Here is a 17,755-nt window from a genome sequence, read left to right as displayed (position 1 = left end):
GTAGCCACGCGCGGCCTTGATCCCGGACGCCTCGGATAGTGTCTTAGCGACGCGCCTTGCGGGCGGCATACCGGGCGTCGCGGGCGGCCTTCTGTTCTTCCTTGGTCAGTTGCTTGCGCTCCTTGCGGGCGGCGCGCTTCTCGGCCTCCATGGCCTCCTCGGTTTCGCGCAGCGCCGCCAGACGCGCATCTTCGCGCTCCTGCTTGATCCGCCGTTCCTCGGCCTTGGCGGCCTCGTGCTGAAGACGAAGGGCTTCCTTCTCCGCCGCACGCTTTTCGGCCAGACGGTCGAACTCGGGGTCGGTGACGGTGGGCTTGGGCTTGAACTTGGCCAGCAATGCCTTCTTGGCTTCCTGCTGGGCGGTGATGCGGTCGTTGAAGCCGGTTTGTTTCAGATCTCTCATGCGGGCGGTCGGTCGTCCTTCGGAAGTTTAGTCGTGCGTCCGGACGGCCGGACGCCACGAGTGGGATACGCAACGGCATCCGGCGGTCGGCAAACCTGAATCGGCGGCAAAAATCAAGCTCGCAGCCATCTGCCAGCCATTTTGCATACGGTTCCGGGTCCCACCGTCGCGCGGGTGCCGCACACGATTCAACGGGATATGGGCAGGCTCGCCGGATTGTCCACCCGTCGCCGTTATGGGTCGATCTAGTTCGGCTTGGTGGCCTGGCCGACCGCCGTACCCGCCGCGCCCCCAACGGCCGCGCCCACCGGACCCGCGACCACGGCTCCGGCGACTGCGCCCGTCGCGGCGCGCTGCTCGATGGTCTGACCACAGGCGGCGAGCGCCAGAGCGGAGAGGGCGAGGGAGGCGACGACAGCGATGCGCATGGGTTCGGTCCTGATGACGGGATGTGCTGCACAACGCCGAGCCGCGGCCAAGGTTCCACGCCGTTGCCCGATGTTCAGATCGGCCGCTTACACATCAGGCATCGAATACAATAGATCGGCGCTGCTAGAGTGGTCATTTTCGCAGCGGCGACTTTCGGAAGCCTTTGCTATGCATCGCGATACAGTCTTGGAGTTGAATTCACGCCGGCTTCACATGAAAGTCGGACACCTCACCTGATCGACGACCCGGCTTGCGGGACGGATGCTGCGATGCAGCACGAAGTTGCGAATCAAACACATTGGTGCCATAAACGGATGGCTTAAGGCGCTTTCTTCGACGGCCTCGCGTTCACCGAGCCTCGATTCGCAAACCGGTTCGCGGCGTAATCTCTCGCCCGGTTCTGCAGACGACCCTGGGGCAGCTTCCCGCCCTGTTGAATAGGACGACGCCTTTGATCCATCCCTCGCCCACGCGTGCGATCTCGCGCGCCGATCGTGTGGCCCGTATTCGGCCCATGACGGCAGCGGCGGTGTTCGGCGGGGTTCTGGGACTGGGGATCGGTTGCGCCTATCTGGGCGGCACCGTCGCCAAGGCGACGACGGTAAGGGCTCAGGCCGAGCGCCTGGAAGGGGCCACGTCCGCCGGCTTCACCGAAGAGGCTCTGGCCGCCGCCGCCGGGGGCCTGGATGCCAGTGCTCTGGCCATCGCCCGCCGCCACGACCCCTATACCGTCGCCGGCTCCGCCCAGCGCGACCGCCAGGCCGAGCTGCTGACCGCCCGGCTGGAACAGCTTCGCCCGCAAGGGTCCGGCAGCGATCTGCGCCGTGCCAGCCTGACCAGCCTGTCCGACGCCGCCCGCCCCTTCCACCTCGGCAATGCGTTGGATGACAGCCGCGACCTGGAATGCCTGACCCAGGCCGCCTACTACGAGGCCCGGGGCGAGGGTGCCGATGGCATGCGCGCCGTGGCTCAGGTCGTCCTGAACCGCGCCCGCCATCCGGCCTTCCCCCACAGCGTCTGTGGCGTCGTCTTCCAGGGCGCTGGCCGACGGGTGGGTTGCCAGTTCAGCTTCACGTGCGACGGCTCGATGCGGGCGCCGGTCAATCGCGTCGCCTGGAACCGGGCACGTTCGGTCGCATCGGCGGCCCTCTCGGGGTCGGTGTATGCCGGCGTCGGCAACGCGACCTTCTTCCATACAACAGGGGTCGCACCCGCCTGGCGCAACTCGTTCCTGCGCGTCAGCCAGGTCGGCAGCCACGTCTTCTACCGGTTCGGGGGTCGTTCCGGCTCCAGCAACGCCTTCGCCTACCAGACCCGCCCTTCGACCGGCGGCGAGATGCAGCGCGCCGTCTATGCCGGCATCGATCCATCGACGACCCTTCGCCAGGCCGGGGAGGCGATCGCCTACTCTGCCCTGGTGGCGCAGGAGACTCTGGCGTCGGGCCCGGCACCGGCCGCCGCCACCCCGGCCGCGACGAACCAGCCCGCGGCGGCCCCGACCCCCGCGCCCGCGACGCCGGCTTCCGCGCCGGTCGAGGTTCAGTCCCCGGCGACCCCGACCGCCTGACGGATCGCGTGCCTAGCGGTCACGCACCGTCCATCGATTGACGAAATTCTCCTTAAGGTTGCCGAACCGATTTGCGCTCTCCAGAGGGTCGCGCGCGGGTTCGGCACGTCCGGCGAGCGTGGGCCTGACCTCATTCACGTGATCGTCGACCGGCTGTCGTTCAGCCGCATCCTGGTCCATCCCCCCGGACTGCCTGAGTTTCTCGTCGGTTATCGGGACCACGGCCATGTTTTCCTCACTCGCCTACTGTCACCAGAACCCCCCTCGGCGCGGGCCGTTCCGCGCCAAGCTCTGGCATACAACTTGAACCTGTATTCGGGTCGAGTCCCGTTCCGGGACGGAGGTCGTCATGCCAAGGTCCTTCACACCGTCTGATGCCAGCCCGTCGCGACCGCCCCGGGGCGGGGCGCTCGACGCCCTGCGGTTCGCGGCCGCCCTGTTCGTGGTGATCTTCCATTTCGGCGACGAGGCGCCCGTGCCGCTGCAGTCGTTCCACCCCTTTTTGGCGCGCGGCTATCTGGCCACGGACTTCTTCCTGATCCTGTCCGGCTTCGTCCTGGCCAAGGCCTATGGGGCCGCCGTCGCCTCCGGGGCGGTGTCGCTGGGCCGCTTCTGGTCGAAACGGTTCGTCCGCTGCTACCCGACCCACCTGATCACCCTGGGACTGCTGGTGCTCATGGTCGCGGGCGGCGCGCTGCTGGGTTTCCAGTCGTCGGAGGCGCACCGGTTCGACTGGTCCGGCCTGCCCGCGCAGATCCTGCTGCTGCATGCGTTCGGCTTCGGCGGGGGTCACTGGAACATCCCCAGCTGGACCATCTCCACCCTGCTGATCTGCTATGCCGGCTTCCCGACCCTGTGGCGGCTGATGCTGAGGATCGAGCGGCCCGCGACGGCCTTGACCCTGGGCCTGCTGATCCTGCTGGTCAGCGACCTTCTGTCCATGGCTGTTCTTCACACCGAGCAGTTCAGCCTGGGTTTCCGCTGGACCTTCTTCCGGGCAGCCCCCCTGTTCCTGACCGGCCTGACCCTCGCTCGCGCCGTTCAGACCGCTCGGCTGACGCCGGTCAAGGCACGTCTTCTGGGGTTCGGCGGAGGCGGCCTTCTGCTGGCCAACGCTGTCCTGGCAGGGCCGGACGTGATCAATATCCTGGCCATCTGCGCCACCATCATGGGGTGCGGCGCGTCGCCGACCACGCGCGCCCTGCCCTTCGCCGCCTGGGGCGCGCGGGTCAGCTTCAGCCTGTTCATGGTCCACACCCTGACCGGTGCGGTGTGGTTCGATGCCGTCGAGCCGATCGCGGCGTCGCTGTATCCGGGACTGTCGACCGTGCGCTGGGAGGCGTGGGCGATGTGGAGTGGATCGCTGGTCGTCACGATCGTCACGGCCGCCCTATATTGCCGCTTCGTCGATGAGCCGATCGTCACCTGGCTGAACCAGACCCTGTTCGACCGCCGCACCGCACCGCGGCCCGAGGTCAGACCGCGTCCAGACCGATATCCAGAACCGACGCCGAATGGGTGAGCGCCCCCACCGAGATCACATCCACCCCCGTCTCTGCGATCCCGCGCACCGTCGACAGGTTCACCCCGCCTGACGCCTCCAGCACCACGCGATGACCACCGTCGCGCGTGCGCCGCACCGCCTCGGCCAGCATCGCCAGGTCGAAGTTGTCCAGCATGACGACGTCCGGCCCGTCGCCCGCCGCGACCATGCCCAGCGCCACGTCCAGCTGATCCAGCCCGTCCACCTCGACCTCGATCTTCATCAGGTGGCCGACGTGGGTCCGCGCGGCCCGCACCGCCGCTTCCACCCCGCCGCAGACGGCGATGTGGTTGTCCTTGATCAGGATCGCGTCATCCAGTCCGAAGCGATGATTGATCCCGCCGCCGCAGCGCACCGCATGCTTCTCCAGCGCCCGCAGGCCGGGTGTCGTCTTGCGCGTATCCGCAATCCGCGCCCCGGTCCCGGCCACCGCCTGCACATAGTCCCGCGTCAGGGTCGCGATCCCACAAAGGCGACCCAGCAGGTTCAGCGCCGTCCGTTCCGCCGACAGAAACGCCCGCGCATCGGCCTCGACCTCGGCCAGAACCGCCCCCGCCTCGAACGCATCCCCGTCGCGCATCCGCAGGTCGACCGACGCCTTCGGATCCATCTCCGTGACTGCCAGGCGCACGCAGTCGATCCCCGCCAGCACGCCGGGCTTCCGCGCCGCGAACACCGCCCGCATCCGGGCATCCTCAGGGATGCAGGCGGCCGCCGTGACATCCCCCGCCCGCCCCAGGTCCTCGGCCAGGGCGGCGCGCACGATCGGCAGGATCAGGGTATCGGGCACCGAAGCGATCATTCCGCCGCCATCGCCTCGATCCCGGCCCGACGCAAGCGGGTATGCCGCGCCACGGTCGCCGTGTCGGGATAGTCACTGCGATAATGCCCGCCCCGGCTCTCGTGTCGGGCAAGCGCGGCCTCGACGATCAGGCGCGCCGCGATCAGCGCCGGGGCCGCGCCGTGGGCCGCCTCCAGCCGGTCGATCAGCGCCACCTGACGCCGCAAGCCTTCACCGTCGCGCACCACGCCGCAGTCCGCGCTCATCCCGTCGCGCAGCGCCTGCATCGCCTCGACCGGCAGGTCATCGACCACCGCGCCCACCACGACCGGTCCGTCGCCCGCCGTCATCGTCGCCGCCAGCCGCCCCGTCCGTCGCCCGAAGGCTGCGGCTTCCAGCAGGGAGTTGGACGCCAGCCGATTGGCCCCATGCACCCCCGTCGCCGCGCATTCGCCGACCGCGAACAGGCCCTCCAGGCTGGTCCGTCCGTCCGGGTCGGCCGCGATCCCGCCCATGTGATAGTGCGCCGCCGCCGCCACCGGGATCGGTGTCGTGCGTGGGTCCAGGCCCGCCTTCATGCAGGCCGCGAATACCGCGGGAAACTCGCGCGGGAAATGCGAACCGATCGCCCGGGTCGCATCCAGCAGGGCACCGCGCCCCGCCGCCCGCGCCGCATGGACCGCGCGCGCCACGATGTCCCGCGCCTTCAGGTCCGCGTCGGGCGCATCGCCCAGCAGGAACCGGCCGTCCCGGTCGATCAGCCGCGCGCCCTCGCCCCGCAGCGCCTCGGTCGCCAGCGGCATGGGGTCCAGTCCGACGTCGATGGCGGTGGGGTGGAACTGTACGAACTCTGGATCCAGGATTTCGGCCCCCGCCACCCAGGCCAGCGACATGCCCTCGCCCTTCAGCGCCGTCGGCGTCGTCGTCGCCCCGAACAGACCGCCCGCGCCGCCGGTCGCCAGCACCACGGCCGACGCCAGCACCTCGACCAGGGTCCCGCCGGGATGTTCGATCACCGCGCCCCGGACCCGTCCTGTCTCGTCCTGGATCAGCGACCGCAGCCGGGCGTCTTCCCAGACCGTGATGTGGTCGGCTGCGCGCACCGCGGCGACCAGCGCCGACAGGATCGCCCGTCCCGCCCCGTCGCCGCCGACGCGTGCCACCCGCGCCATCGAATGGGCGGCCTCCAGGCTGACGGAGAACTCCCCCGCATCATCGCGATCGAACGGCGCGCCCAGCGACGCCAGCCATTCGACGGTCGAACGTCCCTCGTCGGTCAAGACCTCGGCCGCGTGATGATCCACCAGACCGGCGCCCGCCGCCTCGGTGTCTTTCAGGTGCAGGGCGGGCGCGTCGTTCTGCGACAGGGCCGCCGCCACGCCCCCCTGCGCCCAGGCACTCGACGCCGCCTCAAGCAGGGGGGCCGGGCTGATCACCAGCACAGGCCGGGGCGCCGCCGCCAGCGCGGCCGACAGGCCCGCCAGTCCCCCACCGATGATCAGTGGCCCGTCATGATTGATCCGGCTCATCGTCCGATACCGATGAATCGGGCGGCGATCCCAAGCGCCTCAGACGGAGAACCCTCGGCGATCGGAAGCAGCACGCCCAGACCCGCCGCAGCGCACGCCGCGCCAGTCAGCAGGAACAGGCCCAGCGACTTGCCCGCCTCGGGCCACGACAGGGTCTTTTCGCCCGGTCGCCACGCTCCACGCTGCAGCGATCCGAACACGGAAATGCCGAGGAAGATGGTCAGAATCCACCGCCCGGTCGACACCCCCCACCAGACCGCCAGGGCTCCAACGGCGATCAGCGCGACCTTCTCCACCATCGGATCGATCCGCGCCAGCACCGGCCCCAGGGCCTTGGACCCGTCCAGCGGCGGCGCGGGGGCCAGGTTCACCAGGTTGATCATGGCGACCACGAACGCGCCCAGCATCCACGCCTGGTCGCCGGTCAGCATCCAGACCCCGACCAGTGGCAGCACGGCCAGCAGGCCGAACGCCGGCCCCGCCAGCGCCACCAGCACCCCGTGCCACTCGCTGTCCGGGTTCCTCTGCCCGCGCGCCAAGCCGCCCAGGAAGGGGATGATGTAGATCTTGGCCGGTCCCATCCCCAGCCGGTTCATCGCCAGGACGTGGCCGTATTCGTGCACGAACAGGCCGAAGATCGCCGCCCCCGCCACGATCCAGCTGCCCGTCGAGTACCACAGGAAGGCCCCCAGCAGCAGCGTGGACGCGACCGCCCACGGCAGGCTCTGGCCCCCGTCTTTCCTGGAGCTGTCTATGGGCGGCGCGCCGGGGCTGGAGGCGGGGACGGCCCCCGTCGTCGGGGCGACCGGTGCGACCCGCCCGTCGCGCGCGCCCCAGGGACCGATGTCGCTCATATCAGCTCCACCGACACATGATGCCGCGCCTTGATCATGTCATAGCGCGCGGGCACCGACGGCGGCGGCAGGTCGATCATTCGCTGCACGGCCAGGGCGGCGGGCGCGATCATCTCGTCCGGCACCGTCACCTCGAACTGCATGTCGCGCAGGCAGTCGCGGATGTTCGTCAGGGTGATCCGCTTCATATAGGGGCACAGGTTGCACGGCCCGATGAACTGGACCTCCGGCACGTCGCCCTTGATGTTGGCGGCCATCGAGCATTCGGTGATCAGCACGACCTGACGCGGCTTCTTCGCCGTGATGTAGTCGGTCATCGCCGCCGTCGATCCGGCGAAGTCGGCCGCCGCCAGCACGTCTTCCGGGCATTCCGGGTGGGCCAGGATCTCTGCCCCCGGATAGGCCTGGCGCATCTCCTCGATGTCGGCCGCGCGGAACCGCTCATGCACGATGCAGCGGCCCTTCCAGGCGATGATGCCGACCGTCGTCTGGGCCGCCACATTGCGGGCCAGGAACTCGTCGGGGATCAGGATGACCTTGTCGACGCCCCATTCCTTCGCCGCCCACTCCACCACCTGAACCGCGTTGGCGGATGTGCAGCAGATGTCCGTCTCGGCCTTCACATCGGCCGTGGTGTTCACATAGGTGACGACCGGGATGCCGGGATAGCGTTGCTTGATCAGGCGCACGTCCGCGCCGGTGATCGCCTCGGCCAGCGAACAGCCCGCCTTCAGGTCGGGGATCAGAACGGTCTTGCCCGGCGACAGCACCTTCGACGTCTCGGCCATGAAATGCACGCCCGCCTGCACGATCACGCTGGCGCTCGACTTGGCCGCTTCCTTGGCCAGGCCCAGGCTGTCGCCGACATAGTCGCCGACCCCGTGGAAAATTTCGGGCGTCATGTAGTTGTGCGCCAGGATGACCGCGTCACGCTCCTTTTTCAGGGCGTTGATCTCGCTGATCAGCCGCGCCTGGTCCGGCCACTCCATCGGGGTGACGAAGTCCTTGACCTTGGCCCAGACGGGCGCGGTCTCCTCGGCGATCTTGCGATCCAGCTGCAGACTGACGACCAATGCGGCCTCCCGACCCTTATGCTCAAAGTTAGCATAACTGCGAGCAATATAGGCCGATGGCGGAGGGGTGCAAGGGCGGGGTCAGGGACAATAGCGCACGTCCGCTCTGGACTTCGCAGTATGGAAAACGACAGACTGACGCGAAATCCGTTCGCCGAATGAACACGCGCAGGATACTTCATTCTCTTAACAGCCGATCGAACGCCGATTCATGCAAGAAACGATCCGTCGCATTCTCACTGCGCGCGTCTATGACGTGGCCGTCCAGACGCCGCTCGACCCCCTGCCCGGCCTGACGCGCCGCCTGGGCCGGACGGTGCTGCAGAAGCGCGAGGACCTGCAGCCGATCTTCTCGTTCAAGATCCGCGGGGCCTACAACAAGATCGCGACGCTCGATGCCCTGCAACTGGCGCGCGGCGTCATCTGCGCCTCGGCCGGCAACCACGCCCAGGGCGTCGCCTTCGCCGCCCGGCATCGCGGCACCACCGCCATCATCGTCATGCCGGTCACCACCCCGCCCATCAAGGTCGCCGCCGTCCGTGCCCTGGGCGGCACCGTGATACTGCGCGGCGAGGCCTTCGACGAGGCCTTCGCAGAGGCCAGCCGCATGGCCGCCGACACCGGCGCGGTCTTCATCCACCCCTTCGACGACCCCGACGTCATCGCGGGCCAGGGCACGGTGGGGCTGGAGATCATGCGCCAGCACTCCGGTCCGATCGAGGCCGTCTTCGTCCCCATCGGCGGCGGGGGTCTCGCCGCCGGGCTCGCCGCCATCGTCAAGTTCCTGAGACCCGAAACCAGGGTCATCGGTGTCGAACCCGTCGACGCGGCCTGCATGCAGGCCGCGATCACGGCCGGTGAAGTCGTCACCCTGAACCAGGTCGGTCTGTTCTGCGACGGCGTCGCCGTGCGCCGCGCGGGCAGCGAGACCTTCCGTCTGTGCCGCGACCTGCTCGACGACATCGTCACCGTCGACAACGACGCCATCTGCGCCGCCATCAAGGACATCTTCGACGACAGCCGCGCCGTGGCCGAGCCCTCGGGCGCGCTCGCGCTTGCGGGCCTCAAGGCCTGGGCCACCGCCCATCCTGACACGGATCAGGGGGCCCTCATCGCCGTCAACTCCGGGGCCAACGTCAACTTCGACCGCCTGCGCCACATCGCCGAACGCGCCGAGATCGGCGAGGGCACCGAGGCCCTGCTGGCCGTCGCCATGTCCGACGACCGGGCCGTCTACAGCCGCTTCCTGGCCGCGCTCGACGGCCGTTCGGTCACCGAGTTCAACTACCGCTGGTCCGGCGAGGGCCGCGCTCACATCTTCGTCGGGGTCGCGCTGAAACAGGGGCCGCATGAGGCCGGCCTCAAGCAGCCGAGCGCCGCGCGCGAGGCGATAGGCCAACAAAAACGCGATCTGATCTCAACGCTCCGCTCAGGCGGCTACGAGGTCGAGGACATGAGCGACAACGAGACCGCCAAGCTCCACGTCCGCCACATGGTCGGCGGCCGCGCCACCGGCCTGCCGCACGAGCGCATCCTGCGCTTCGAGTTCCCCGAACGGCCGGGCGCCTTCCTGCGCTTCCTGAACAGCCTCAAGCCCGCCTGGGCCCTGACCCTGTTCCACTACCGTAACCACGGCGACGACGTCGGCCGCGTGCTGGCCGGGATCAGCGTCCCGCCCGCCGAACAGCCCGCCCTGACCGCCGCCCTGGCCGAACTGGGCTACCCCTACTTCGACGAAACCGACAACCCGGCAACCAAGTTGTTCCTGGAGGCGGTCTAGTTATTCCTCCCCCATTGGGGGAGGTGGCGCGACGCGCCTTCGCGTCGTGACGGAGGGGGCTCACCGCAGGCCCGGTGTCAGGGTCCAACCCCCTCCACCACTTCGTGGTCCCCCTCCCCCGACGGGGGAGGATTTACCCCACCGCGACTCCCTCGTGCGCCAGCAGCCACCGCTTGCGCTCCAGCCCGCCCGCATAGCCCGTCAGCGTCCCGTTGGCGCCGATCACCCGATGGCAGGGCACGATGACCGCGATAGGATTCTGACCGTTCGCCAGCCCCGCTGCCCGGACCGCCCTGGGTGAGCCGACCGCCGCCGCCAACTGGCCATAGCTACGCGTCTGCCCCGCCGGAATGGCTCGCAGCGCCGCCCACACCGCCGTCTGAAACGCTGTCCCCGCCGTCTTCACGGTCAGCCCGTCCAGGGCTGTCGCATTGCCCGCGAAATAGGCCTCGACCGCCTCGCGAACCCTCTCGGGTGCCCGCCCGGTTTCCAGCGTCGCCCCCGGCGCATGGCGACCCAGCAGCCGCATCATGCGCGGCTCAAAGTCCACGAAGTCCAGCGCCCGCACCGCGCCGTCCGCGTCGGTCACCAGCAGCACCTCGCCCACTGGCGTCGCGATCCGGTCCAGGGTCAGGGTTTCAGGCTGCGCGCTGTTCATCGTCGATCTCCATCAGGTCCGCGCCCGTGATCCCGGCCGATGCCAGATACAGCGCCCCATAGGCCCGCCAGGGCCGCCACCGCTCCGCCCGCCCCGCGAGCGTCGCATCATCCAATCGATCCGAGGGCGCATCCTCGCCCGCATCCACCCAGTCACCGGGCAATCGCAGCCCCGGCCGTGCCCCGACAGGCGGCCGCAGCACCGGATCGGCCGACAGGTCACGCCCGATCGCCTCCGGGTCCGCCGACAGGTCGAACACCCGCCGCACCCGCGCCAGCACGCCCGGAAGCGCCTTCAGGTCCGAAGCCTCGACGCGCACCTCCAGCCGCCCGGCCTGACCCGGCACCGCCGTCACGACCCCCGTCGCTCCGTCGATCGCGGGCTCCAGATCGCGCGACCAGACCCGGCCCTCGACCCGATCGCCGCGCGCGACCAGCGCCGCCAGCATCGCCTCCCAGTCATAGGGCGGGCGATAGCTCAGGCTCAGCTTCACGCCCCCATCCGACACACGGTCCTTGCCGCGCCGCAGCGCCGACGGAGCCCGACCATAGAGCGCGTGAAACGTCTCGTTGAACCGTCGCACCGAGCCAAAGCCAGAGGCCAGCGCCACCTGCGCCATCGACAGGTCGCTCTCCTGGATCAGGGCCTTGGCCAGCAGCACGCGCCGCGTCTGGGCCACGCTGACCGGCGCTGCGCCCAGGTGCTGGCGGAACAGACGCCTCAGCTGCCGCTCGCCCACGCCCAGCCGCCCGGCCAGGGCATCCACGTCGCCCCCGTCCAGCGCGCCCTGTTCGATCAGGCTCAGGGCCCGGCTGACGGTATTCGACGTGCCGCGCCACGCCCCCATGTCGGGGGCCGTCTCGGGCCGACAGCGCAGACAGGCCCGAAAGCCCGCCTCCTCGGCCGCCGCCGCCGTCACGACGAACATCATGTTCTCTCGCTTCGGCGTCCGCGCCGGACAGACCGGCCGGCAGTAGATCCCCGTCGTCTTCACGCATCCAAAGAAGCGCCCGTCGAACCGCGCGTCCCGCGTCAGGGCCGCGCGGTAGCAGGCCTCCTGATCCAGCATGCCGGGCTGCGTTTCCATGCCGCGAAGATGCCCCCGGTCGCCGCCGATGTCTCGCGGTTTTCGGACATCGCCGTGAGCCGTCCTAGCCCCGCGCCAGCCGCACCATGTTGGCCAGAGCCTTGTAGATCAGGCTGATCCCCGAGATGGCGATGATCCAGCTGCCGATGACGGAGGCGACATAGGCCACGCGCTCCAGGGTTCTCGGCCCATCGCTCAGGACGTTCAGACGCTCCGGGTCCAGCATGGCCAGCCCGCCCGCGACCCGCGCCTGCTCGACGCCTTCGGTCAGGGTGAACCAGTGCCCGGCCATCAGGATCGTCCAGGTCAGCCACAGCCCGGCACCCGCCAGGACGATGCCGAACACCGCCTGCAGCCGTCGACTATCGGGCGAAAAGGCGCGGAACAGCTCGGCCCCCATCTGGCAGAAGGCATAGACCAGGATGGGCGTGAACAGGGTCGTCCAGATCGGCCCGGCCGTGACGCTCACGTCGTCCACGCCGTCGAGCGAGAAGGTGGCCAGTCCCGGGAAATGCAGCGCCCCCATCCACCAGAAGGCGAAGACCAGCAGGAACACCGCCGAACCCAGCGGCTCGGCGTAAGGCGGCGTGCGCACGCCGACCGTGCGTGCGGGCCGGGCCGCATTCAGCGCCGTTCCCCACTTCGACACGTCGGCCATGCCGAACGCCGCCAGATCCTTGACCCGCCAGTCGGTCAGCCACTTGGGCCGCACCGCATAGTGTTCCATCACCGCCCCGGCGATCGTCAGCGCGCCGATCAACTGGATGCCTGCTCCAAGGAACCCGTGAAAGGCTTGAGCGATATCCTGGCCGAAGTTCGCCGATCCGCTGAGCAGCCTGATCGCCAACGTCATGCAGAACACTGTCCCAAGCACCAGCAAGCCCGCCTTCGCCCCAAACAGCCAATAGGGAAACAGCTCGGGCCCGATCAGGCTGTCGGGGCCTTTGCGATAGCGCGCCGCCACCACCAGAGGATGGCCGATCTCCCTCAGGATCGCCTCGCGCTCGTCGTCGGTCAGCGCCCGGCCCTGCTCCTCCTCGCGCGCCTCGACGCGGCTCAGGATCAGATCCTTCAGCTCGGCGATGATATCGTCGCGCTCCTCGACCGGCAGCTGGGCGGCGACGGCCTCCAGATAGCGATCGATCATGTCTTCGGTCTTGCCCGTCATGACGTGCCCCTCAAAAATCCGAAATGTCAGAGAATCTTGTCGAGCGAGGCGTTGATCGCCCGCCACTCGTCGCCCAGCCGGGCCAGCAGCTGCACGCCCAGGGGCGACAGCACATAGAAGCGCTTTTTCCGCTTCTCTTCCTCGCGCCATTCGCTGTTAAGCAGGCCGTGGCTCTCCAGCCGACGCAGCAGCGGATAGAGGGTCGATTCCTCCATCTCCAGCCCGTCGGCCGCCAGGGCCTGACGCAGCGTGTAGCCGTACCGCTCGGTCCGCAGACAGGCCAGCACCGCCAGCACCAGCGATCCGCGCCGCAGCTCCAGCCGCATCGATTCAAACAGATCGGCGTCGATGGTCACACGGCTAGCCCCTTACGTCACATAGTGTGTGACGCACAGTGTATGCCGCATACTGTGTGAGGGAGTCAAGCTGCAGGCCGCGCAGACTTAACTTGAAAAACTCGAGAAAATCGTCAATTGACTCTCATGGCCTTCACAATTTCATCCGGCGACTTCTTGAAGGCCTATGGTCGCATCAGCGACAAAGCCCTGACGGAGCCTGTGTCGATCACCAGCCACGGTCGCGAACGGCTGGTCCTGCTGTCCGCCGCCGAGTACCGCAGGCTCAAGGCCAACGACCGCCAGCCGCTCTATCCATGGGAATTGGACGATGCATCCCTCGCGGCCCTGGCAGCCTCGGAAGCTCCAGCCGATGCGCGCGCCTTCGACGCCGAGCTGGATTAGGGATTGGCGCTTCCACGGCCCTTTCCCGGCCTCGTTGTCAGCTATGCATACCTCTGGCGCGACGAAGCGTTGCGTGGCCGACAGGAAGGTCGCAAGGACCGCCCGTGCGTGATCGTGCTTTCGGTCGATGATCGCGAAGGCCAGACCGTCGTCACCGTCGCGCCCGTCACCCATTCGCCGCCGCTTCACGCCGACAGTGCCATCGAAATTTCGGCTGCCACCAAGGCTCGTCTTGGACTGGATAGCGATCGTTCGTGGATCGTGGCAGCCGACCTGAACCGCTTCGTCTGGCCCGGCGTCGATCTGCGTCCGATCCGACGCGGCTCAGGCGAGTACGCTTACGGCCTGCTGCCTGATGCCCTCTATCGACGCCTCCGGGATCGGGTTTTGGACCTCGCCACGTCCGGGCGGATTGCCCAGACGAATCGCAACGACTGACGGAACGGCTCACTCGACAAGATAGAATAGGCCCTCAACCGTCGTGCCCAGTGCCTTCGCCAGTGAGAGCGCCAGCAGGGTCGAGGGCACGAAGACGCCGTTCTCGACCGTGTTGATCGTCTTGCGCGACACCCCCGCCCGCTCGGCCAGCTCCGCCTGGGTCAGACCCGCTTCGGTCCGGATTTCCTTCAGCCGCGACCCCAGACGGGGATCACCCATCGTCGCGACCCGCCTCGCGGTCCAGCCAGGCGAAGCGGATCGCCGCCGTCGCCCCCGCCGCCGACAGCACCAGCGGCAGGGAGACGATGCCCACTTCCGGCCGCCACAGGCCCAGCCCCAGCGAGACCGTCACCCCGGCCATCATCGCCACGAAGGCCCAGGCCATGGCCCGCGCCCGCAGCACATGCGTCAGCTCATCCTCCAGGAACTTGCGCTCCTTTCGCGACTGGCCGTCCCAGCCCATCGCGATCGCCGTGGCCAGCCAGGCATAGAGCACCGGCAAGAGCAGCTGCAGATAGTCGGCCAGGTCCGCCGTCCGATCGATGATGTTGCCGACGGCGGGGATGGCCTGCACCAGGAACAGCGCCGTCAGGATCGGGAAGATCCAGAGCTGGCGCGACCGCTGGGTCTGCAGGCGCTCGCGCTTGACCGACCCGCCGGGGTCGTCGCCGATCGCCTTGGCGCCTCGGTTGATCACCATCATCGCCACGGCCACGACGATGAAGGCCACCCCGATGCCCGCCACGACGCCGAAGCTCGTCGCGACGTCGCCGTCCCTACCCCAGCCCCCCGTGAATCCGGCGGTCGCCGCCGCCACTCCGACCCCCAGGACGATCAGCCACTTGCGACCCGCCCAGGTCGAGGACGTCGTGTTTCGAGCCATAATCCGGGTCATCGACCCCTCCTGCATCTTTGTCACCTTGGGGTTACATATCACCTATGGGTTACATGGCGTCAAGGCCCGGTTTTCTTTTCACGCCGCACGTCTAGGGTGCGAGCGCTTCACTGGGGACTGATCCATGCCATCCATGCTGCGCCGCCTTGGCGGTTCCACAGGCCTCGCGCTCGGCTTGGCCCTGCTCGCTTCGATCGCTGCGCCCGTCGCGGCGCAGGCCCCGGGCGCGGTTGCCCGCACGCCACTGATCGCCGGCAGTTCCTACGATCCTTCCGTGCCGACGGTGCAGACCGTCCTCGGCTACGACAGCGGCGACTGGATCACCCGCCCGTCCGACGTCCGTCGCTATTTCGAGGCGCTGGCCGCCCAGTCCCCCGACCGGATGGTCATCGGCGATTATGGCCGTACGCACGAGGGTCGCCCCCTCTGGTGGGCCGCCGTCGGATCGCCCCGCAACATCGCCCGCCTGGACCAGATCAAGGCCAACGCCCGCGCCCTGTCCGACCCGCGCATCACCTCGCCCGCCCAGGCCCAGGCCATCATCGCCGACCAGCCCGCCGTGGTCTGGATGGCCTATTCCGTCCATGGCGACGAGATCAGCCCCGCCGACGCCGCCATGGCCGCCGCCCACCACCTGCTGGCCAGTCGCGATCCGGCGGTCCAGGCCTGGCTGGCCAACACCGTCGCGGTCTTCGTCCCGACCCAGAACCCGGACGGTCGCGACCGCTTCCTGAACAGCTACTATGCGGGCCTCGGCACCAGCCCCAATCCGGACGCCCTGTCGGTCGAGCGGGACCAGCCCTGGCCCGGCGGCCGCTACAATCACGACCTGTTCGACCTGAACCGCGACTGGTTCATCCAGACCCAGCCGGAGACGCAAGGGCATGCCGCCCTCGTCCTCGACTGGCGGCCCCAGGTCATGGTCGACAGCCACGAGATGGGCACCGACGAGAGCTTCTTCTTCCCGCCAGAGGCCCAGCCCCTGAACCCGCTGATCTTCCCGGCCACGCTGGAAAGCCGCGAGGTCATCGGCCGCAACACCGCCCGCCGCTTCGACGCGGCCGGCGTCGACTACTTCAACCGCCAGGTCTACGACGCCTTCTACCCCGGCTACGGCGATGGCTGGCCCGCCTATCTGGGCGTGGTCTCCATGACCTACGAACAGGGCTCCGCGCGCGGTCTGGCCGCCCGTCGATCTTCCGGCGAGATCCTGACCTATCGCGAGACCGTCCGGCACCACCTGATCGCCACCCTGTCGACGATCGAGGCGACCAGCGCCAACCACGACCGTCTGCTGAACAACGCCTACGCCTTCGGTCGCGACGGGGTCGAGGGCGGGCGCGGGGCCTTCATCCTTTCGGCCAATCCGTCCGATCCGGGCGAGGTCGATCGCCTCGCAGGCCTGCTGACCCGGTCCGGGCTGGAGGTCGGTCGCGCGTCCGTCGACTTCACCGCCTGCGGACAATCCTATGCCGCCGGAGCCTACGTCGTGAACCTCAGCCAGCCGCGCCGCCGCATGGCCGAGGTGCTGCTGTCGAAGGACGTCCCCGTCCCCGCCGACTTCCTGGCCGAACAGGAACGCCGTCGCGCGCGCGGCCTGGGCGACCAGATCTACGACGTCACCGCCTGGTCCCTGCCGCTGATGTTCAACGTACCCTCGGCCCGCTGCGCCAGCGCGCCGTCGGTCGCCACCACCCCGGCCGGTCGCGACCTGGTCCGCCCGGTCGCCGTCGCCGATGCCTCATCCGCCTTCGGCTATCTGGTCGAGCCGGGCTCGGCGGGCCTCAAGCTGATGGCCGCCGCCGTCCAGAGTGGCATCGCGCTCCGCTCCATGGAGCACGGCTTCACCAAGGACGGCCGCGCCTGGCCGTCGGGCACCCTGGTCATCCCGCGCGCCGGCAACCCCCTGGACCTGACCCAGACCCTGACCACCCTGGCCGCCACCACCGGGGCCCGCGTCACCGGCGTGGCCGACAGCTGGGTCTCCGACGGCCCCAGCTTCGGCTCGGGCGACGCGATCGCCGTCCGTGCGCCCCGCGTCGCCCTGGCCTGGGACGACCCGACCGATGCGTCGGCCGCCGGAGCGACCCGCTATATCGTCGAGCGCGAGTTCGGCTACCCGGTCACCGCCATCCGCACCGCCAATCTGTCCGGCGACGCCCTGTCGGCCTTCCAGGTCCTGATCCTGCCGTCGGGCGGCGGCTATGCCGACACCCTGGGCGAGGACGGCGTCACCGCCCTGCGCGAGTGGGTCCAGCGCGGCGGCACGCTCATTTCCCTCGGCCGCGCCACTCGCCTTCTGACCGCCGAGGACTCCAAGATGCTGGCCTCGCGCCGTCAGGACGCGGCGGGCGAGGAGGCTTCGGACGACGAGGCCGACGCCACCGTCATCGCCGACGACCACGACTATCAGGCCCTGGTCCTCGCCGGCGGCGGCAGCCCCGACAGTGTCGCCGGCGCCCTGCTGCAGGCCCAGGTCGATCCCGAGCACTGGCTGTCCGTCGGCTTGGCCCCGACCGTCAGCGTCCTGGTCCAGGGCGGCGACATCTACACGCCCCTGACGCGCGGCCAGGGCAACAACGTCGTGCGTTTCTCCGGCCCCGCCGACCTGGTCCAGTCCGGCCAGATCTGGGACCAGAACCGCCGCCAGCTGGCCTTCAAGCCCTTCGTCATGAGCGAGAGCCTGGGCAGCGGCCAGCTGGTCGCCTTCACCCAGGACCCGACCGTGCGCGGCTACCTCGACGGCCTGAAGCCCCTGCTCATCAACGCCATCTTCCTCGGCCCCGCGCACAGTTCGCCGCGGTGGTAGC

Annotated in this window: 19 protein-coding genes; 6 read left to right on the top strand and 13 right to left on the bottom strand. The window is 69.0% G+C overall.

Going from position 1 to position 17,755, the window contains the following annotated elements:
- Nucleotides 1-43: 43 nt before the first annotated feature.
- Together AC1DW4_RS01110 and AC1DW4_RS01105 are read right to left on the bottom strand one after the other, a co-directional pair.
- Nucleotides 44-403: a DUF6481 family protein gene (locus AC1DW4_RS01110; protein ID WP_477015392.1), complete on the bottom strand. Its 360-nt coding sequence runs from the start codon at nucleotides 401-403 to the stop codon at nucleotides 44-46.
- Nucleotides 404-648: 245 nt separating this feature from the next.
- The gene (locus AC1DW4_RS01105; protein WP_477015391.1) at nucleotides 649-831 is read right to left on the bottom strand and encodes a hypothetical protein; all 183 of its coding nucleotides are present in this window, start codon (nucleotides 829-831) and stop codon (nucleotides 649-651) included.
- Nucleotides 832-1,346: 515 nt separating this feature from the next.
- On the opposite strand from AC1DW4_RS01105, the gene AC1DW4_RS01100 reads away from it, so the two are divergent.
- Nucleotides 1,347-2,399: a cell wall hydrolase gene (locus AC1DW4_RS01100; protein ID WP_477015390.1), complete on the top strand. Its 1,053-nt coding sequence runs from the start codon at nucleotides 1,347-1,349 to the stop codon at nucleotides 2,397-2,399.
- A 12-nt stretch (nucleotides 2,400-2,411) separates the two neighbouring features.
- Here the strand turns inward: AC1DW4_RS01100 and AC1DW4_RS01095 are convergent, their stop codons facing one another.
- A complete protein-coding gene (locus AC1DW4_RS01095; protein ID WP_477015389.1) occupies nucleotides 2,412-2,627 on the bottom strand; it encodes a hypothetical protein in 216 nt (71 codons plus the stop codon).
- A 121-nt stretch (nucleotides 2,628-2,748) separates the two neighbouring features.
- On the opposite strand from AC1DW4_RS01095, the gene AC1DW4_RS01090 reads away from it, so the two are divergent.
- Nucleotides 2,749-3,921, top strand: coding sequence for an acyltransferase family protein (locus AC1DW4_RS01090; protein ID WP_477015388.1), 1,173 nt, complete (start codon nucleotides 2,749-2,751; stop codon nucleotides 3,919-3,921).
- Here AC1DW4_RS01090 and nadC read toward each other — a convergent pair.
- The 4 genes from nadC to nadA are packed head-to-tail and all read right to left on the bottom strand — an operon-like array spanning nucleotide 3,875 to nucleotide 8,179.
- Nucleotides 3,875-4,744 carry a carboxylating nicotinate-nucleotide diphosphorylase gene (nadC, locus tag AC1DW4_RS01085; protein ID WP_477015387.1) on the bottom strand — a complete coding sequence of 290 codons (870 nt, stop codon included), beginning with the start codon at nucleotides 4,742-4,744 and terminating at the stop codon, nucleotides 3,875-3,877. The genes AC1DW4_RS01090 and nadC overlap by 47 nt on opposite strands.
- Complete coding sequence (locus AC1DW4_RS01080) at nucleotides 4,741-6,252, bottom strand: L-aspartate oxidase (protein ID WP_477015386.1); 1,512 nt, start codon at nucleotides 6,250-6,252, stop codon at nucleotides 4,741-4,743. The genes nadC and AC1DW4_RS01080 overlap by 4 nt, the downstream gene beginning before the upstream one ends.
- Nucleotides 6,249-7,106 carry a metalloprotease gene (locus AC1DW4_RS01075; RefSeq protein WP_477015385.1) on the bottom strand — a complete coding sequence of 286 codons (858 nt, stop codon included), beginning with the start codon at nucleotides 7,104-7,106 and terminating at the stop codon, nucleotides 6,249-6,251. The genes AC1DW4_RS01080 and AC1DW4_RS01075 overlap by 4 nt, the downstream gene beginning before the upstream one ends.
- On the bottom strand, nucleotides 7,103-8,179 hold the full coding sequence (gene nadA / locus AC1DW4_RS01070) for a quinolinate synthase NadA (protein ID WP_477015384.1): 1,077 nt from the start codon (nucleotides 8,177-8,179) through the stop codon (nucleotides 7,103-7,105). The genes AC1DW4_RS01075 and nadA overlap by 4 nt, the downstream gene beginning before the upstream one ends.
- A gap of 211 nt (nucleotides 8,180-8,390) precedes the next feature.
- Here nadA and ilvA point away from each other — a divergent pair, with 211 nt between their 5' ends.
- On the top strand, nucleotides 8,391-9,959 hold the full coding sequence (gene ilvA / locus AC1DW4_RS01065; protein WP_477015383.1) for a threonine ammonia-lyase, biosynthetic: 1,569 nt from the start codon (nucleotides 8,391-8,393) through the stop codon (nucleotides 9,957-9,959).
- 133 nt (nucleotides 9,960-10,092) lie between these two features.
- Here ilvA and AC1DW4_RS01060 read toward each other — a convergent pair whose 3' ends face one another.
- The 4 genes from AC1DW4_RS01060 to AC1DW4_RS01045 form a co-directional block, all read right to left on the bottom strand.
- Nucleotides 10,093-10,617 carry a methylated-DNA--[protein]-cysteine S-methyltransferase gene (locus AC1DW4_RS01060; RefSeq protein ID WP_477015382.1) on the bottom strand — a complete coding sequence of 175 codons (525 nt, stop codon included), beginning with the start codon at nucleotides 10,615-10,617 and terminating at the stop codon, nucleotides 10,093-10,095.
- Entirely contained in the window at nucleotides 10,598-11,704 is a 1,107-nt protein-coding gene (locus AC1DW4_RS01055; protein ID WP_477015381.1) for a bifunctional transcriptional activator/DNA repair enzyme AdaA, read from the bottom strand. Before AC1DW4_RS01055 ends, AC1DW4_RS01060 begins: the two co-directional genes overlap by 20 nt.
- 64 nt (nucleotides 11,705-11,768) lie before the next feature.
- The gene (locus tag AC1DW4_RS01050; protein WP_477015380.1) at nucleotides 11,769-12,872 is read right to left on the bottom strand and encodes a hypothetical protein; all 1,104 of its coding nucleotides are present in this window, start codon (nucleotides 12,870-12,872) and stop codon (nucleotides 11,769-11,771) included.
- Nucleotides 12,873-12,898: 26 nt separating this feature from the next.
- Nucleotides 12,899-13,198 carry a PadR family transcriptional regulator gene (locus tag AC1DW4_RS01045; protein ID WP_477016195.1) on the bottom strand — a complete coding sequence of 100 codons (300 nt, stop codon included), beginning with the start codon at nucleotides 13,196-13,198 and terminating at the stop codon, nucleotides 12,899-12,901.
- A gap of 156 nt (nucleotides 13,199-13,354) precedes the next feature.
- Between AC1DW4_RS01045 and AC1DW4_RS01040 the strand changes: the two genes are divergently transcribed.
- Together AC1DW4_RS01040 and AC1DW4_RS01035 are read left to right on the top strand one after the other, a co-directional pair.
- A complete protein-coding gene (locus AC1DW4_RS01040; protein ID WP_477015379.1) occupies nucleotides 13,355-13,612 on the top strand; it encodes a type II toxin-antitoxin system prevent-host-death family antitoxin in 258 nt (85 codons plus the stop codon).
- 3 nt (nucleotides 13,613-13,615) lie between these two features.
- The gene (locus AC1DW4_RS01035; RefSeq protein ID WP_477015378.1) at nucleotides 13,616-14,050 is read left to right on the top strand and encodes a growth inhibitor PemK; all 435 of its coding nucleotides are present in this window, start codon (nucleotides 13,616-13,618) and stop codon (nucleotides 14,048-14,050) included.
- 9 nt (nucleotides 14,051-14,059) lie between these two features.
- Here AC1DW4_RS01035 and AC1DW4_RS01030 read toward each other — a convergent pair whose 3' ends face one another.
- Both AC1DW4_RS01030 and AC1DW4_RS01025 read right to left on the bottom strand, forming a co-directional pair.
- A complete protein-coding gene (locus AC1DW4_RS01030) occupies nucleotides 14,060-14,269 on the bottom strand; it encodes a helix-turn-helix transcriptional regulator (RefSeq protein WP_477015377.1) in 210 nt (69 codons plus the stop codon).
- Nucleotides 14,262-14,945: a hypothetical protein gene (locus tag AC1DW4_RS01025; RefSeq protein ID WP_477015376.1), complete on the bottom strand. Its 684-nt coding sequence runs from the start codon at nucleotides 14,943-14,945 to the stop codon at nucleotides 14,262-14,264. The genes AC1DW4_RS01030 and AC1DW4_RS01025 overlap by 8 nt, the downstream gene beginning before the upstream one ends.
- A gap of 133 nt (nucleotides 14,946-15,078) precedes the next feature.
- Between AC1DW4_RS01025 and AC1DW4_RS01020 the strand changes: the two genes are divergently transcribed.
- The gene (locus tag AC1DW4_RS01020) at nucleotides 15,079-17,754 is read left to right on the top strand and encodes a M14 family metallopeptidase (protein ID WP_477015375.1); all 2,676 of its coding nucleotides are present in this window, start codon (nucleotides 15,079-15,081) and stop codon (nucleotides 17,752-17,754) included.
- The last annotated feature ends 1 nt before the right edge of the window (nucleotide 17,755 follow it).

This window comes from Brevundimonas sp. P2_A6 (assembly GCF_056404975.1).
Note: the sequence above shows the minus strand (reverse complement) of the source record. Positions and strands in the feature narration are given on the sequence as shown.

Bases quoted from the DNA above. Each gene is read 5' to 3' on its own strand.
- AC1DW4_RS01110 (WP_477015392.1), bottom strand. From the start codon at position 403: ATGAGAGATCTGAAACAAACCGGCTTCAACGACCGCATCACCGCCCAG.
- AC1DW4_RS01105 (WP_477015391.1), bottom strand. From the start codon at position 831: ATGCGCATCGCTGTCGTCGCCTCCCTCGCCCTCTCCGCTCTGGCGCTC.
- AC1DW4_RS01100 (WP_477015390.1), top strand. From the start codon at position 1,347: ATGACGGCAGCGGCGGTGTTCGGCGGGGTTCTGGGACTGGGGATCGGT.
- AC1DW4_RS01095 (WP_477015389.1), bottom strand. From the start codon at position 2,627: ATGGCCGTGGTCCCGATAACCGACGAGAAACTCAGGCAGTCCGGGGGG.
- AC1DW4_RS01090 (WP_477015388.1), top strand. From the start codon at position 2,749: ATGCCAAGGTCCTTCACACCGTCTGATGCCAGCCCGTCGCGACCGCCC.
- nadC (WP_477015387.1), bottom strand. From the start codon at position 4,744: ATGATCGCTTCGGTGCCCGATACCCTGATCCTGCCGATCGTGCGCGCC.
- AC1DW4_RS01080 (WP_477015386.1), bottom strand. From the start codon at position 6,252: ATGAGCCGGATCAATCATGACGGGCCACTGATCATCGGTGGGGGACTG.
- AC1DW4_RS01075 (WP_477015385.1), bottom strand. From the start codon at position 7,106: ATGAGCGACATCGGTCCCTGGGGCGCGCGCGACGGGCGGGTCGCACCG.
- ilvA (WP_477015383.1), top strand. From the start codon at position 8,391: ATGCAAGAAACGATCCGTCGCATTCTCACTGCGCGCGTCTATGACGTG.
- AC1DW4_RS01060 (WP_477015382.1), bottom strand. From the start codon at position 10,617: ATGAACAGCGCGCAGCCTGAAACCCTGACCCTGGACCGGATCGCGACG.
- AC1DW4_RS01055 (WP_477015381.1), bottom strand. From the start codon at position 11,704: ATGGAAACGCAGCCCGGCATGCTGGATCAGGAGGCCTGCTACCGCGCG.
- AC1DW4_RS01050 (WP_477015380.1), bottom strand. From the start codon at position 12,872: ATGACGGGCAAGACCGAAGACATGATCGATCGCTATCTGGAGGCCGTC.
- AC1DW4_RS01045 (WP_477016195.1), bottom strand. From the start codon at position 13,198: ATGCGGCTGGAGCTGCGGCGCGGATCGCTGGTGCTGGCGGTGCTGGCC.
- AC1DW4_RS01040 (WP_477015379.1), top strand. From the start codon at position 13,355: ATGGCCTTCACAATTTCATCCGGCGACTTCTTGAAGGCCTATGGTCGC.
- AC1DW4_RS01030 (WP_477015377.1), bottom strand. From the start codon at position 14,269: ATGGGTGATCCCCGTCTGGGGTCGCGGCTGAAGGAAATCCGGACCGAA.
- AC1DW4_RS01025 (WP_477015376.1), bottom strand. From the start codon at position 14,945: ATGACCCGGATTATGGCTCGAAACACGACGTCCTCGACCTGGGCGGGT.
- AC1DW4_RS01020 (WP_477015375.1), top strand. From the start codon at position 15,079: ATGCTGCGCCGCCTTGGCGGTTCCACAGGCCTCGCGCTCGGCTTGGCC.